A 13,086-nucleotide genomic window follows, 5' to 3' on the forward strand; every position below is an offset into this window, starting at 1 on the left:
ATGGCGCCCCGCACAGGAGCGCAGGCGGCGGTGCTCTCTGGTGAAGCAACGCCGCTCGGAGACCGCTATTGTCCCCAACCTCCCTGCTGGCTGCAGGGGTCATGGCTTTGTCATGCGGCGGTGCTGCAATCGGGCCATGTCCCACAGCCCTCCTTGTCTGGTGCTGCGCACCCCTCTGGCCGCCCAGGCACTGGCCGGCCGGGCCGCGTTCACGCTGCGCCAGCGATCGGTACTGCTGATGGCCGAAGGCACACCCCGCCCGGTGCTGGAAGCCCTGTTCCACGGCCAGGGCGCGGCCCTGGTGCAGGAACTGCTGGCCGCCGGCTATCTGACCGAGACCCCACCCGCACCCGAAGGCCCAGCGCTGAGTGCCCCGGTGCGTCTGGCCCGTTTGCGCGCCCAGTTGCTGGAGCTGTGCGAGCGCCTGCTGCACGAGCAGGAATGCGATCTGGCACCACAGCTGCGCCAGCTGCTGCTGCAGGCCCCCGATCTGCCCAGCCTGCGTCTGGCCTGCGCGCGCTGGATGCAGACCCTGGTGCGCCAGGGGGGCGCACGCCGTATCCACTGCCTGCGCACCCAGCTGGCGGTGCTGCTGGCACCGCCGCCGATGGCTGAAGGCATGGAGGGGATGGAAAGTGCGGACGAAGCCGCTGCCGGCCTGGGTCTGCCGCCGTCACTGCAGCTTGCGTAGTGACCAGGGCCCTCTCTGGGCACTGGCATCGGCTCTGGACGCTCTGGAGCACGGCTCCTGCAGCCGCCCAGCAGCAAAGGGAGGAGAACGACGGGTAGGCCGCCGTGCATCCGCACGGGCGGCGCTACGGCCTTATTGGGCCACCAGACGCCACAGCGAGGTGACTTCCTGGGCACGGGCGCTGTGCAGCGCATCGTGGGCATCCTGGACCTTGCCATGGTGGGGACGGGTGTCCAGCTTGCCGGCGACGGCAAGACCGGCCTCGGCAATCCAGGTTTCGAGCTGTGCACGGCTGCGCAGGCCCAGATGCTCGGCCAGATCGGACAGGATCAGCCAGCCTTCACCCTGCGGTGCCAGATGGGCGCGCAGACCTTGCAGAAAACCGCGCAGCATGCGGCTGTCGGGGTCGTAGACCGACTGCTCCAGCGTGGTCGTGGCCTTGCCCGGCAGCCAGGGCGGGTTGCAGACGATCAGGCCGGCCTTTCCTTCGGGGAACAGGTCGCAGGTCTGCAGATCCACTTGGTCGCTCAGCCCCATGCGGCGGAAGTTGTCCTTGGCGCAGGAGATGGCGCGGGGCGACAGGTCAGTGGCCACCACGCGCTGCACGCCACGCTGCAGCAGCAGCGCCGACAGCACGCCGGTTCCCACGCCAATGTCGAAAGCCAGGGCTTCGCCGGCTTCCGGCAGCGGGGCTTCGGCCACCAGATCCAGGTACTCGCCCCGCACCGGAGAGAACACACCGTAGTGCGCATGCACACGGACATCGTCCCCCAGCAAGGGCATGGGCACGCCTTTCTTGCGCCACTCGTGCGCGGCGACCACCCCCAGCAATTCCCGCAAGGCCACCACACGCGGGCCCTTGAGGACGGCAGCCGCCCCCCAGGCTTCGTTGAAGGCCAGCCGCCAATCGGGCGCGCGGCGCAGCGAGATGACGTAGTCGGGCTGCACCACCACCAGCAGGCTGTTCAGCACGCGGGCGCGCTGGGCCTGGGACTGGCGGTACAGGTGAAAGGCATGGGGAAAGGTGGGCGCATCGGCCTGGGCTCCGGCCTGGCGCCGCTGGTGCCGGGCCTTGGCAGACTCGGCACGCACCGGCTTGTCCAGACGGCGCTTGAGCGCGTCCAGCAGGTGGCGGGCGTTCTGGAAGTCGCCCTGCCACAGCAGGGAAGTGCCTTCACAGGCCAGGCGATAGGCGGTATCCGCGGGCAGACTGTCGTCCACCACTTGCAGCCGGCGCGGTGCCGGGGCACCGCTTTCGCTGTGCCATGCTGCCTGGAAATCCTTGCCCTGGTGTTGCCATTGCAGCATGGGGTGCACTTTCTGGGCTGAACAGCCCGCAAACGAAGATTTAGCTCAAGGCGCGCTTGAGGCGCACTTCCTCGATCTTGACACCACCGACGACCGCGGTCTTGGCCGTGGTCATCTCGCGCTTGAAGCCGGCGGACTCGTGAAAGCGCAGAGCGCGTTCATTGCGCAGCGGCACCCAGCAGGTGACGTTGGTGCAGCCTTCTTCGACCAGACCGTCACGGGCGGCATCCCACAGGGCCACGCCCACGCCTTGGTCCCAATGGGTCGGGGCCGCGTAGATGGCCCAGATCTCACCGGTGGTCTGGCGCGACTTCTCGTCACGGGAACGGTCAAAACCGACAAAGCCCACGATCTTGTCGCCATCAATGGCAACCTGCACCTGGGGCTCACAATATTCAATGGCCTCGCGCCAATAGGCCTGGCGCTTCTCTACCGACGACATGGCCTTCAATTGGTCGTCTGGCACGATACCTCGGTAAACCTCCTGGGCGGACGAAGTGTGGATCTGTGCGATGGCCTTCGCATCGCGAAGCGTAGCGGGACGGACCTGGTAACTGGACATGGAAAGCGAAACGAAAACAGCAGTTGAAAAACGAAAGGTCGCAATTGTCTGTGAAACGCTCCGCAGACGCACGCCCTAATGTTGTAGCCATTTGCACCAGTACGGCTGTAGAGCCCTTCTTGCCGTGGTATAGCGGATGTGATAGCGCCTGTTTCAGACCCACAGCCCGCTGGCCTGCCATGGGCCTTGCAGCCGCGGAATCACGGAGCGCGCCCCTGAAGACAGCTGCCGGCCCCGCCCTGGGCCGTGCGCTGGCGCCCCGAATCGGCGCAGCGGAACGCCCGCCACACCGCGGCAAGCGCTGCGTGCGTCACACCCATCGGCGCAGCAGGGCCATGATCTTGTCGAAGCGGGCGCCATAGGGCGGGTACAGCCACTGCACGGCAGACCAGCGCCCCTGCAGGCACACCGCCTTCTGGTGCGAAAAGCGCAGGAACCCCTGCTCGCCATGGTAGGCGCCCCAGCCGCTGTCTCCCACACCGCCAAAAGGCAGATTGTCATGGGCCACATGCAGCAGGGTGTCATTCACCGTGACACCGCCGCTCACGGTACGGCGCAGCACGGTGTCGCGCGCCTTTTCGTCCTTGCCGAACCAGTACAGCGCCAGCGGGCGCGGCCCGGCATTGATGGCGGCAATGGCATCGTCCAGCCGGTCATAGGGCACCACGGGCAGGATGGGGCCGAAGATCTCCTCCTGCATCAGCGTCATCGTGGGCTGTACATTCCACACCAGGGTGGGCAGCATCTGGCGCTGTGCGGCATCCCCCCAGCTGGGGGCCGCCGCCTGCTGCCCCAGGGCAGGGTCAATCACCTGCACCTGGGCCCCCAGGCTCTGGGCCTGCTGCAGCAGATTGCGCAGCCGCACCAGGTGGCGCTGGTGGATGATGGAGGCGTAATCCGGGTTGCCCACGATGCGCGGGAACAGCTGCGCCACCGCCTGGCGGTAGGCCTGTTCGAAAGCCGCCTCCTGCCCACGGGGCAGCAGCACGTAGTCGGGCGCAATGCAGGTCTGGCCGGCATTGAGCAGCTTGCCATGGGCCACGCGCAGCGCCGCCTGTGCCATGTCGCAGTCGGAAGCCAGGATGCAGGGCGACTTTCCTCCCAGCTCCAGGGTCGTCGGCGTCAGGTGCACAGCCGCGGCCTGGGCCACGCGCCGGCCCACTGCGGTGGAGCCGGTGAACATCAAATGGTCGAAATGCAGGCCGGCAAACTGGCTGGACAGATAGCTGTCGCCCTGGACCACGCAGAACTCGTCCGGAGCAAAGTACTGCTCGACCGCCGCCGCCAGCTGGGCCGCGGTGTGCGGCGCCAGTTCGCTGGGTTTGAGCATCACGCGGTTGCCCGCAGCCAGCGCGGTGATGGCCGGGCCCAGCGACAGCTGCAGCGGGTAGTTCCAGGGGGAAATGATGCCCACCACGCCCAGCGGCTGGCGCTCGATGCGCGCACGCGCCGGCAGCAGGTGCAGCGGGGTCCAGACGTGGCGGGGGCGCATCCAGCGCTCCAGCCTGCGCAGTGCCTGCTTGAGCTGGGATCGCAGCACCAGCAGGTCGGCAAACTCGGTCAGCTGCGGCGAACGGATGCCAAAGTCGGCCTGCACGGCTGCGGTGAGCACGGGGCCATGCTCGTCCAGCATGCGCTGCACGCGCAGCAAACGCTCCTTGCGCAACATGGCCGGCACTTCCAGGTGCTGGCGACTGGCCAGGTATTGCAGGTCGAAAGCCTGTTGCAGGGGGGAAACTGGGTTCATGCGTGGCCGTGCATCCTGTGAAACCACCGCTTGCCGGTGGGAGTCCCTGTCGCGGCCAGCCATGCTGGCCCTCTCTGTTGCCAAAGCCCACCAGCGCCATGGCACTGGTGGAAGCAACAGAATATCAGCGCACTTCGCGCGGCTGCACGTCGGTGATGTCGCGTGCCGCACTGGCCAGCACGCCACTGCGCTTGCTGTCGGCACCGTCGGTGCTGTCAGCGGCATCATGGGCTGCGCCGCCGGCCGCACCGGCCATGGTGCTGGCCCAGCCGCTGCTGCGGTACATGCCCCAAGAGGTGCCAGGGCGCATCGTGGGCATGACCCAGGGCATCACCGGGCGACCGGTGAGCCGGGCCCACAGCGCACGGGCGCCCCAGGCCAGGGCCAGCAGGCTGGCGACGGCAAGCAGACACAGAAAGAACACCGCACCTGCCGCAAGGAGGAAGATGCGGACAGCCCAGCGGGCTGCCGTGTGTGCGAAATCGTTCAAAACATCACCTTTCATGTGTGCCGGCGGGCCTCAGCTCAGCTGCCCATGGGGACAGCTTGCGTGAACTGGAACACGCCGGGCGCCTGCACCGGATCCACCGCCACTTCGATGACGCTCTTGGGCGGGAACTTGCCCTCGAGCAGCAGCTTGGACAGCGGGTTCTCGATGCGTTGCTGGATGGCCCGCTTGAGCGGACGGGCACCGAAGACCGGGTCAAAGCCCACTTTAGCCAGTTCCGCCAAAGCCTGCTCCGAGACCTGCATTTGCAGCTCCATCTTTTCCAGACGGCCTTCGAGCAGGCGCAGCTGGATCCGGGCAATGGCTTCGATGTTCTTGGCATCCAGTCCGTGGAAGACCACGGTTTCGTCGATGCGGTTCAGGAATTCGGGTCGGAAATTGGTTTTAAGTTCCCCCCACACCGCTTCCTTGATGTCCTCGGCATCCTGGCCGACCATGCTCTGGATCAGCATCGAGCCGATGTTGCTGGTCATCACGATCACCGTGTTCTTGAAGTCCACCGTGCGTCCCTGGCCGTCCGTGAGACGGCCGTCGTCCAGCACCTGCAGCAGCACGTTGAACACGTCGGGGTGGGCTTTCTCCACCTCATCGAGCAGCACCACGCTATAGGGTTTGCGGCGCACGGCTTCCGTCAGGTAGCCGCCCTCCTCATAGCCCACATAGCCGGGGGGCGCGCCGATCAGCCGTGCCACGCTGTGCTTTTCCATGAATTCGCTCATGTCGATGCGAATCAGGTGGTCCTGGCTGTCAAACAGGAAACCTGCCAGCGCCTTGCACAGCTCGGTCTTGCCGACACCGGTGGGGCCCAGGAACAGGAAGCTGCCCAGCGGCCGGTTCGGGTCGGACAGGCCCGAGCGGGAACGGCGGATGGCATTGGACACGGCCGAGATAGCCTCGTCCTGGCCCACCACGCGCTCGTGCAGCTTGGCTTCCATGTGCAACAGTTTGTCTTTTTCGCCCTGCATCATCTTGGCCACCGGGATGCCGGTGGCGCGGCTGACGACTTCGGCAATCTCTTCCGCACCGACCTGGGTGCGCAGCAGACGGTGCTTGGGCGCAGTGCCCACGCCGCCATCGGCCTCGCTGGCCTGGACTTCCTTGAGCTTCTTCTCCAGTTCGGGGAGCTTGCCGTATTGCAGCTCGGCCACTTTGTTGAAGTCGCCCTTGCGCTTGAGCTCGTCGATCTGGATGCGGATCTGGTCCACTTCCTTGCGCAGCTGCTCGGAGCCCTGGGCGCTGGCCTTTTCGCTCTTCCAGACTTCTTCCAGATCGGCGTACTCGCGCTCCAGGCTCTCGAGCTCTTCCTCGATCAAGGCCAGGCGCTTTTGCGACGCCTCGTCCTTTTCCTTCTTCATGGCCTCGCGCTCGATCTTGAGCTGGATCATGCGGCGCTCGAGCTTGTCCATCTCCTCGGGCTTGGAGTCGATTTCGATCTTGATCTTGGCCGCGGCCTCGTCGATCAGGTCGATGGCCTTGTCGGGCAGGAAACGGTCGGTGATGTAACGGTTGCTCAGCTCAGCGGCCGCCACGATCGCGGGGTCGGTGATGTCCACGCCGTGGTGGGCTTCATAGCGCACCTGCAGACCGCGCAGGATGGCGATGGTGTCTTCCACCGAGGGCTCTTCCACCAGCACCTTCTGGAACCGGCGCTCCAGCGCGGCATCCTTTTCGATGTACTTGCGGTATTCGTCCAGCGTGGTGGCGCCGATGCAGTGCAGCTCGCCACGCGCCAACGCGGGCTTGAGCATGTTGCCGGCGTCCATCGCGCCTTCGGCCTTGCCGGCACCCACCATGGTGTGGATTTCGTCGATGAACAGAATGATGCGTCCCTCTTCCTTGGCCACTTCATTCAGCACGGATTTCAGGCGCTCTTCGAACTCGCCGCGGTACTTGGCACCGGCCAGCAGGCCGGCCATGTCCAGCACCAGCACGCGTTTTTCTTTCAGCGTCTCGGGCACTTCGCCTTCGACGATGCGCTGGGCCAGACCTTCCACGATGGCGGTCTTGCCCACGCCGGGCTCGCCGATCAGCACGGGGTTGTTCTTGCTGCGACGCTGCAGCACCTGGATGGCACGGCGGATCTCGTCATCGCGGCCGATCACCGGGTCCAGCTTGCCCAGGCGGGCGCGCTCGGTCAGGTCCAGGGTGTATTTCTTCAGCGCTTCGCGCTGGCCTTCGGCTTCGGGGCTGTCCACCTTCTGTCCGCCGCGCACGGCCTCGATGGCGGTTTCCATGCTCCGGCGGGACAGGCCGTTTTCCTTGGCCAGCCGGGCGGCCTGCACATCGCTGTCGGCCAGCGCCAGCAGGAACAGTTCGCTGGCGATGAACTGGTCGCCGCGCTTGATGGATTCTTTCTCCGTGGCCTGCAGCAGCTTGATCAGGTCGGAATTGGGTTGCACTTCCGCACCGCTGTCGCCGGTGGGCAGCGCCTTGATGGCGTTTTCCACGGCCGTCTGCATGGCGCTGACTTTGGCGCCAGCACGCTCGAGCAGCGCCTTGGGGCCGTCCTGCTGGCGCAGCATGGCTGCCAACAGGTGCAGGGGATCGATGCGGTTGTGGTCGTTGCCGAGTGCCAGGGTTTGGGCATCGGCCAGGGCTTCTTGGAATTTGGTGGTGAGCTTGTCGATACGCATGGTTGCAAAGCTTTCTCAACAGCAAAGTATTAGGACTGCATTTCACGTGGGGACATTTCAGCCGCCTTCAAGGCGCCTGTCCCGCTCGGTCCGGCGAACGCTTGACCTGGATCAAGCTCGCCGCACCTGCGTCCACCCCCACCGGACTGCACTGTGCCGGGCCGGTACGCCATTGTCTGTCAGCCAAAAGAGCGGTCTGCCGGCCCGCCACCCGGTCCAACCTATCTTAGGGGCGAGACCACGCCCCGCCCACGGCTCCCGATGCAGGAACTGCCTGCCTGCATGCATGCACCCTGGGTTTGACGCATTTTCATGCGCCACCACCAGGCAGCATGGGCGGCAACAGCTATCGACCTCGGAGCATGGCCCGCATCCTGCCGGCAGACAGCCCGGCGCCGGCGCGGCCGTCAGGCCCAGCGGGCCAGGGCCTGCTCGTCGCTGACCCGCGCATCCACCCAGCGGGCGCCGTCGGCCGTCTGCTCTTTCTTCCAGAACGGCGCTTCGGACTTGAGGTAGTCCATGATGAACTCGCAGGCCTGAAAAGCCATTCCCCGGTGGGCCGAGGTGACGGCCACCAGCACGATCTGGTCCATGGGCGCGAGCGGCCCGACGCGGTGGATGACCTTGGCCGCATGGATACCGAAGCGCGCCACCGCACGGTCGATGATGGCTTCGATGCTTTTTTCGGTCATGCCCGGGTAGTGCTCCAGCTCCATGGCCGAGACGGCGTCACCTCCATTGCGGTCGCGCACCGTCCCCACAAAGCTGCACACCGCGCCCACGCCCGCATCGCCCGCCCGCAGGGCGGCGACTTCGATCCCCAGGTCGAAGTCCTGGGTCTGGATGACCACGCGCGCAGCAGGCGGGTGCGCGGTCAGGGGTGCGGTGCGGGCAGAGGACATGCCCACGATTGTCGCAGCAGCCCCGGCCCCAATTCCACCCCGGCTGCATGCCCCACCGGCACGCGGTAGCATTGCCGCCCCGGGGCGCTGCTCCGCTGCCCCCCTTGAGTCGACCCGTATGGCCACCGAAACCATCCACACGCTGGAGTACATGCTCTACCCCTCGCCGCGCAATGAGCACCGCATCATCTTTGAGCACCAGAGCTTTGTGCCGCACATGTACACGCTGATCCACCTGCCCGACTACGGCTTCCGCGGCAAGGCCACGCTGTTTTCGGCCCAGCGCAAGAGCGACGGCAAGCAGGGCCAGCTGGTGACCTGCGAGCTGGCCGAGGATCTGGTGCGCTTTGAGCGCCTGTTCGAACCCGATTGAGCCCTGGATTCCGATTGCCATGGACGACACCAGCCAAATCCAGCCCCCCGACAGCTTTGCCGCGCTGTTCCGCAGCCGCGCCGGCGTGCTCAAGACGCCCATCGCCGAAGTGGTGGCCCGCTACGAGTTGTGCGAAGACCTGGCCTGCCACCTGGTGGAGCAGGCGCAGACGCTGTACTACAGCGGCAATTCCAGCGAGGAAGGCGTGCTGCTGGGCTTTCACGCGGGCCTGAGCGACGAAGGCTCGGTGGTCAGCCCTGCCGAGGCCGGCTGGGTGGTGCAGCGCCTGGCCGAGCTGCTGGAATGGCGTGCACCGCAGCTGCCGCCCCCGGTGGCCGCCGCCTGAGCGATCCGGCACGGGCTGCAGCCCGGAGGGCGGCCCAAGGCTGCCCTGGCGCGGCTCACCCTGTTCCCACGGAGGCGCGCAGACGCTGCCACGCCAGCCCCCGCCAGACCGGCGTGCCATAGGCTGCCACCAGATCGTGCCCGGCTGCAGCCCAGCCGGGATCGGCCGGATTCACGCCCAGCGCCTCGATGAAAGGCGCCTGCACAATGAAGCACTGGCGCCGGTAAGGCAGCAAAAAGCCTTCGCCCAGCTGCTGCAGCACGGCCTGTGCCTGCACATAGCTGCTGAACCAGAGGTTCAGCAGCATTCCGGTACGCGGCGCATGCCAGAAGCTGCCCATGTCATCCCCGGGCAAGGCCAGGCCGGACAGCACGCGGCGTGCGTGCTCCCAGTCGGTAAAGCCCTGCCCGCGGGCCACCTCGTGCAAGGCATCGCGCAAGCGCTCCGCACCGGCCAGCCCTTCGCGGCGCGCCCGGTTCAGCCGCACACGGGCACGCACCTTGAGTTCGTCCACCAGGGCCTGCTCCGCCAGCGTGTGCGGCGCCATGTCCCGCATCGTCATCGCATCCCCCGCACCGCAAGGGCCAGTTGCTCCAGCAGCGGCAGGCAGACCGCGACACGGTCGGCCTCCACGCCCGGGGCCTGCAAGGCGCGGGCATAGGCGGCTTCCACCGTCTGTCGCGCCTCCACCAGCAACTGGCGGCCCGCCGGGCGCAGCCGCACCCGTCCGTCCACACGCTCGAGCAGACCGGTCTTCTCCATGGGCAGCACCTGGCGCAGTGTGGGCACCATGGGCTGCAGCAGTGCGCGGGCCAAGGCCGGCAGGGCCAGACCCGGGGTGGCCTCCAGGGCCTGCAGCAGGTGGTAGCCCCCCAGACTCAGCCCATGCCAGTCGCCCAGGCGTTCATCTAGGCGCTGTTGCAGCACGGCATGGGCACGATGCAAGGCAGCTCCAAAGTACAGTGCGGCCGCGCTCATGGCTGGCCTCCAGGGGCGCACGCAGCGGCCTGCAGCTCGCCCTGCCACAGCGCCAGCAAGGCCTGCAGTTCGGCCTCGTAATCAAAATCCGGATCGGCGCGCTCTTTCACACGGTCCAGCACCGCAAAGGAAAACGCCGCTTCGCCATGGCGGGCCCAGGCCTGGGCCAGTGCGGCATCGCGCGCGGTGCCGTGGGCCAGCTCAAACCGCAAGCGGTTGAGCGTGCCATCCACATTGCGGCTGGCGCCCAGGCACAGCAGCCCTGCGGCTTCGCAGCGCACGGCATAAATGCCCAAAGGAGGGAAAATTTGCTTGTAGTCCTGCACCCGCGCGCGCCGCGCCTGGGAGGAAAGCAGAAGAGAAACTGTCATGACAGGGCTCCAGGTTGCATGCACAGCCCCCCGCGCTGGGCCCGTACGGCAACCATGTCTGTCAGAACATGCAATGCGTCAAAACAGGGGTGAGAGCCTCTTGTGCGGGCAGGCGCCCCCTTGGCACCTGGAACGCAGATTGTAGAGCCCCACCGCGAAAGCTGCAGCAGCAGGCGCCGGCTCCCGCGCGCCCTCCCCGCGTGCCTTACTTCGCGCCGGACTCCGCCGCCCAGTCGGCATAGCGGTTCAGAATGCGCTGCACCTGCCCATGGGTCCAGGGGCCGCCCTTGGCGGCGGCAATGCCGCGCTCGTTCAGCACCTCGGCCATCTTCCGGTGGGTCAGGCCCTGGGCCACCAGCTCGGCAAACAGGGCCGCATGCTGCCGGGCAAAGGCATCGGCCGCGCTTTTGCGCTTTTCCACGGTGGCGCGGATGTTGTCGGCACCGGCCTTGCCCAGCTGCACGCCGCGTGCCTTGGCTTCGCTCAGGGCCAGCCGCGTGCGGGCGCTGATGGCGGCGTCCACGTCCTTGGGGGTCTCGCTCATGTGCAAGCTCTCAACCGCCGGTCACCGGCGGGAAGAAAGCCACTTCATCGCCGGCTTTCAGTGGTGCATCGGCGCTGCACATGTCCTGGTTCAAGGCCATGCGCACGGCCTTGCCATGGGCCAGGGCCTGGGCGGCGGCGGGGCCGCGGGCCATCAGTTCGTCGCGCAGCGCGCCCACGGTGGCGGCAGCGGTGTCCAGCGCTTCGCTGCCGCTGCCCATGGCTTCGCGGATGGACGCAAAGTAGCGCACGGTGATATTCATGGAATTGTCCTCAGAACCATTCCGCGAACGGAATGAAGCGCACGCGGTCACCGCGTGCAATCGTGGTCTGCGGCGGGTTGTCCACCACGCCATCGCCCCAGACGGCGCTGGTCAGCACGCCCGAGCTCTGGTTGCGGAAGATCTCCAGCCCGCCCTGGCCGTCGTGGCGCACGCGCAGGAATTCGCGGCGCTTGTCGGCCTTGGGTAGATCGAAATGGGCCACGGCCTCCACCGCGCGGGGTTCCACCTCCTGCATGCCCTGCAGGCGCAGCACAAACGGTCGCACCAGCACCAGAAAGGTCATGAAGCTGGAGACCGGGTTGCCCGGCAGGCCCATGAAGTGGGCACACCCGCCATCGGCACGACCGACCTTGCCATAGGCAAACGGCTTGCCGGGCTTCATGGCGATTTTCCACAGGCCCAGCTCGCCCAGTTGCTCCACGGCGGGCTTCACATGGTCTTCCTCGCCCACGGAGACACCGGCACTGGTCAGGATCAGGTCGCAGTCCTGGGCCGCGGTGTGCAGGGCCTGCACGGTCTGTGCGCGGTCGTCCGGCAGGATGCCGCCGTCCACCACCTCGCAACCCAGGCGCTGCAGCAACGCGCGCAGAAAGTAGCGGTTGCTGTTGTAGATGCTGCCGGGCGGCATGTCCTGCGGCGCCACGGTGCCGGGCAGCACCAGTTCGTCGCCGGTGGAAAACAGGGCCACGCGCGGCCTGCGGGCCACGGGCAGCTGCGCCAGACCGATGCTGGCGGCCAGGCCCAGGGCCGGTGGCGTCAGCCGCGTGCCGGCGGCCAGGATGGTGCCGCCCAGGGCAATGTCCTCGCCCGCACGGCGGATGTGCTGGCCCGGCCTGGGCACCGCCTGGATGCGCACGCTGACACTGCCATCGGCGTTCTCCAGGGCTTCGCAGTCTTCCTGCATCAGCACGCAGTCCGCTCCCGGCGGCACGGGGGCCCCGGTGAAGATGCGCGCGGCCGTGCCGGACAGCAGATCGGTGCCCACGTGGCCGGCAGGAATGCGCTGGCTCACCGGCAGCACCGTGCCGGGCGTGGGCACATCGGCCAGGCGCACGGCGTATCCGTCCATGGCCGAGTTGTCCTGCGGCGGCACCTGCAGGGCGGATACGCAATCCGACCACAGCACCCGGCCGTCGGCACTGAACAGATCGACCGATTCCGGGCCATCCAGGCGCTGGGCCTGGGCCAGCACCGCAGCCAGTGCGTCGTCAAGGGAGGTCAAAGTCGGGGACTGCATGCAGTGCTTCCTTGGGCCGCAGCCCGGTATTCCAAACGGCCGGCATGCGCCAGCATCCAGTCCACGATGGCCGTAGGCTGGTTCAGGTCCAGCAGCGCCACGCCGGCCGGTGGTTGCTGGGGCAAGGCGGCCGGGTCGTCGGTGGCCAGCGCCAGCACCTGCGGGTCCTGCGGAAAGCGCAGCGCACGCGGTTTGCTGCCGGGCTCCGGCTGGCGCCACAGCTCGATCTTGGGCAGGTCGCCCTGCTTGAAGCCTTCCACCAGCACCCAGTCCACGCGCGGGTCCAGCTCGGCCAGCATGGCGTGCACATCCAGATCCCGCGTCTCGCCGAATTCGCGCACCAGGGCCAGGCGCCGGTCGCAGACCAGCAGCACCTCCTGGGCGCCGGCCTGGCGATGGCGCCAGCTGTCCTTGCCGGGGATGTCGATGTCCACATCATGGTGGGCATGCTTGACGCTGGACACCGTCTGCCCACGCGCGCGCAGCTCGGCAATGATGCGTTCCAGCAGCGTGGTCTTGCCGGCGCCGGAGTAGGCGACAAAGCCAATGGCCTTCATGGTGGTGAGTATCGGTTTTGATAGCTACCGGCGCAATATGGGATTG

General features: G+C 67.1%; 16 protein-coding genes. 3 read left to right on the plus strand and 13 right to left on the minus strand.

Annotation, left to right across the window (positions count from 1 at the left end; translation table 11 throughout):
• Positions 1-136 precede the first annotated feature (136 nt).
• Positions 137-691, plus strand: a complete 555-nt coding sequence (locus tag CT3_RS16910; protein ID WP_098066250.1) for a hypothetical protein — start codon at positions 137-139, stop codon at positions 689-691.
• 132 nt (positions 692-823) lie between these two features.
• On the opposite strand, the gene CT3_RS16915 is transcribed toward CT3_RS16910, so the two are convergent.
• The 6 genes from CT3_RS16915 to moaE form a co-directional block, all read right to left on the minus strand.
• Complete coding sequence (locus CT3_RS16915; protein ID WP_066536960.1) at positions 824-1,999, minus strand: methyltransferase; 1,176 nt, start codon at positions 1,997-1,999, stop codon at positions 824-826.
• A 40-nt stretch (positions 2,000-2,039) separates the two neighbouring features.
• Positions 2,040-2,561 (minus strand): GNAT family N-acetyltransferase, encoded by a 522-nt coding sequence (locus CT3_RS16920; RefSeq protein ID WP_066536963.1) that lies wholly within the window; start codon positions 2,559-2,561, stop codon positions 2,040-2,042.
• Between the two features lie 310 nt (positions 2,562-2,871).
• The gene (locus CT3_RS16925) at positions 2,872-4,308 is read right to left on the minus strand and encodes a coniferyl aldehyde dehydrogenase (RefSeq protein WP_066536965.1); all 1,437 of its coding nucleotides are present in this window, start codon (positions 4,306-4,308) and stop codon (positions 2,872-2,874) included.
• 124 nt (positions 4,309-4,432) lie between these two features.
• The gene (locus tag CT3_RS16930; protein ID WP_066536966.1) at positions 4,433-4,798 is read right to left on the minus strand and encodes a hypothetical protein; all 366 of its coding nucleotides are present in this window, start codon (positions 4,796-4,798) and stop codon (positions 4,433-4,435) included.
• A 35-nt stretch (positions 4,799-4,833) separates the two neighbouring features.
• Positions 4,834-7,449, minus strand: coding sequence for an ATP-dependent chaperone ClpB (clpB, locus tag CT3_RS16935; protein ID WP_066536967.1), 2,616 nt, complete (start codon positions 7,447-7,449; stop codon positions 4,834-4,836).
• Positions 7,450-7,856: 407 nt separating this feature from the next.
• Positions 7,857-8,351 (minus strand): molybdopterin synthase catalytic subunit MoaE, encoded by a 495-nt coding sequence (gene moaE, locus CT3_RS16940; RefSeq protein ID WP_066536968.1) that lies wholly within the window; start codon positions 8,349-8,351, stop codon positions 7,857-7,859.
• A gap of 118 nt (positions 8,352-8,469) precedes the next feature.
• Between moaE and CT3_RS16945 the strand changes: the two genes are divergently transcribed.
• Positions 8,470-8,724, plus strand: coding sequence for a hypothetical protein (locus tag CT3_RS16945; RefSeq protein WP_066536971.1), 255 nt, complete (start codon positions 8,470-8,472; stop codon positions 8,722-8,724).
• A 19-nt stretch (positions 8,725-8,743) separates the two neighbouring features.
• The gene (locus CT3_RS16950) at positions 8,744-9,070 is read left to right on the plus strand and encodes a hypothetical protein (protein WP_066536974.1); all 327 of its coding nucleotides are present in this window, start codon (positions 8,744-8,746) and stop codon (positions 9,068-9,070) included.
• A 55-nt stretch (positions 9,071-9,125) separates the two neighbouring features.
• Here CT3_RS16950 and CT3_RS16955 read toward each other — a convergent pair whose 3' ends face one another.
• The 7 genes from CT3_RS16955 to mobB form a co-directional block, all read right to left on the minus strand.
• Entirely contained in the window at positions 9,126-9,632 is a 507-nt protein-coding gene (locus tag CT3_RS16955; RefSeq protein ID WP_225608719.1) for a hypothetical protein, read from the minus strand.
• Positions 9,629-10,048, minus strand: coding sequence for a hypothetical protein (locus CT3_RS16960; RefSeq protein ID WP_066536977.1), 420 nt, complete (start codon positions 10,046-10,048; stop codon positions 9,629-9,631). The genes CT3_RS16955 and CT3_RS16960 overlap by 4 nt, the downstream gene beginning before the upstream one ends.
• Positions 10,045-10,419, minus strand: a complete 375-nt coding sequence (locus CT3_RS16965) for a GIY-YIG nuclease family protein (RefSeq protein ID WP_066536979.1) — start codon at positions 10,417-10,419, stop codon at positions 10,045-10,047. Before CT3_RS16965 ends, CT3_RS16960 begins: the two co-directional genes overlap by 4 nt.
• A 205-nt stretch (positions 10,420-10,624) precedes the next feature.
• Positions 10,625-10,963, minus strand: a complete 339-nt coding sequence (locus tag CT3_RS16970; RefSeq protein ID WP_066536981.1) for a recombinase family protein — start codon at positions 10,961-10,963, stop codon at positions 10,625-10,627.
• 10 nt (positions 10,964-10,973) lie between these two features.
• On the minus strand, positions 10,974-11,225 hold the full coding sequence (gene moaD / locus CT3_RS16975; protein ID WP_066536983.1) for a molybdopterin converting factor subunit 1: 252 nt from the start codon (positions 11,223-11,225) through the stop codon (positions 10,974-10,976).
• A 10-nt stretch (positions 11,226-11,235) separates the two neighbouring features.
• A complete protein-coding gene (locus CT3_RS16980; RefSeq protein WP_066536985.1) occupies positions 11,236-12,483 on the minus strand; it encodes a molybdopterin molybdotransferase MoeA in 1,248 nt (415 codons plus the stop codon).
• Entirely contained in the window at positions 12,465-13,040 is a 576-nt protein-coding gene (mobB, locus tag CT3_RS16985) for a molybdopterin-guanine dinucleotide biosynthesis protein B (RefSeq protein ID WP_066536986.1), read from the minus strand. Before mobB ends, CT3_RS16980 begins: the two co-directional genes overlap by 19 nt.
• Positions 13,041-13,086 lie beyond the last annotated feature (46 nt).

Source organism: Comamonas terrigena NBRC 13299 (assembly GCF_006740045.1).
Taxonomy (GTDB): Bacteria; Pseudomonadota; Gammaproteobacteria; order Burkholderiales; family Burkholderiaceae_C; genus Comamonas; species Comamonas terrigena.

Excerpts from the sequence above, each read along its gene's own strand:
- CT3_RS16910 (WP_098066250.1), top strand. The coding sequence starts at position 137 with ATGTCCCACAGCCCTCCTTGTCTGGTGCTGCGCACCCCTCTGGCCGCC.
- CT3_RS16915 (WP_066536960.1), bottom strand. The coding sequence starts at position 1,999 with ATGCTGCAATGGCAACACCAGGGCAAGGATTTCCAGGCAGCATGGCAC.
- CT3_RS16920 (WP_066536963.1), bottom strand. The coding sequence starts at position 2,561 with ATGTCCAGTTACCAGGTCCGTCCCGCTACGCTTCGCGATGCGAAGGCC.
- CT3_RS16925 (WP_066536965.1), bottom strand. The coding sequence starts at position 4,308 with ATGAACCCAGTTTCCCCCCTGCAACAGGCTTTCGACCTGCAATACCTG.
- clpB (WP_066536967.1), bottom strand. The coding sequence starts at position 7,449 with ATGCGTATCGACAAGCTCACCACCAAATTCCAAGAAGCCCTGGCCGAT.
- moaE (WP_066536968.1), bottom strand. The coding sequence starts at position 8,351 with ATGTCCTCTGCCCGCACCGCACCCCTGACCGCGCACCCGCCTGCTGCG.
- CT3_RS16945 (WP_066536971.1), top strand. The coding sequence starts at position 8,470 with ATGGCCACCGAAACCATCCACACGCTGGAGTACATGCTCTACCCCTCG.
- CT3_RS16950 (WP_066536974.1), top strand. The coding sequence starts at position 8,744 with ATGGACGACACCAGCCAAATCCAGCCCCCCGACAGCTTTGCCGCGCTG.
- CT3_RS16955 (WP_225608719.1), bottom strand. The coding sequence starts at position 9,632 with ATGACGATGCGGGACATGGCGCCGCACACGCTGGCGGAGCAGGCCCTG.
- CT3_RS16960 (WP_066536977.1), bottom strand. The coding sequence starts at position 10,048 with ATGAGCGCGGCCGCACTGTACTTTGGAGCTGCCTTGCATCGTGCCCAT.
- CT3_RS16965 (WP_066536979.1), bottom strand. The coding sequence starts at position 10,419 with ATGACAGTTTCTCTTCTGCTTTCCTCCCAGGCGCGGCGCGCGCGGGTG.
- CT3_RS16970 (WP_066536981.1), bottom strand. The coding sequence starts at position 10,963 with ATGAGCGAGACCCCCAAGGACGTGGACGCCGCCATCAGCGCCCGCACG.
- moaD (WP_066536983.1), bottom strand. The coding sequence starts at position 11,225 with ATGAATATCACCGTGCGCTACTTTGCGTCCATCCGCGAAGCCATGGGC.
- CT3_RS16980 (WP_066536985.1), bottom strand. The coding sequence starts at position 12,483 with ATGCAGTCCCCGACTTTGACCTCCCTTGACGACGCACTGGCTGCGGTG.
- mobB (WP_066536986.1), bottom strand. The coding sequence starts at position 13,040 with ATGAAGGCCATTGGCTTTGTCGCCTACTCCGGCGCCGGCAAGACCACG.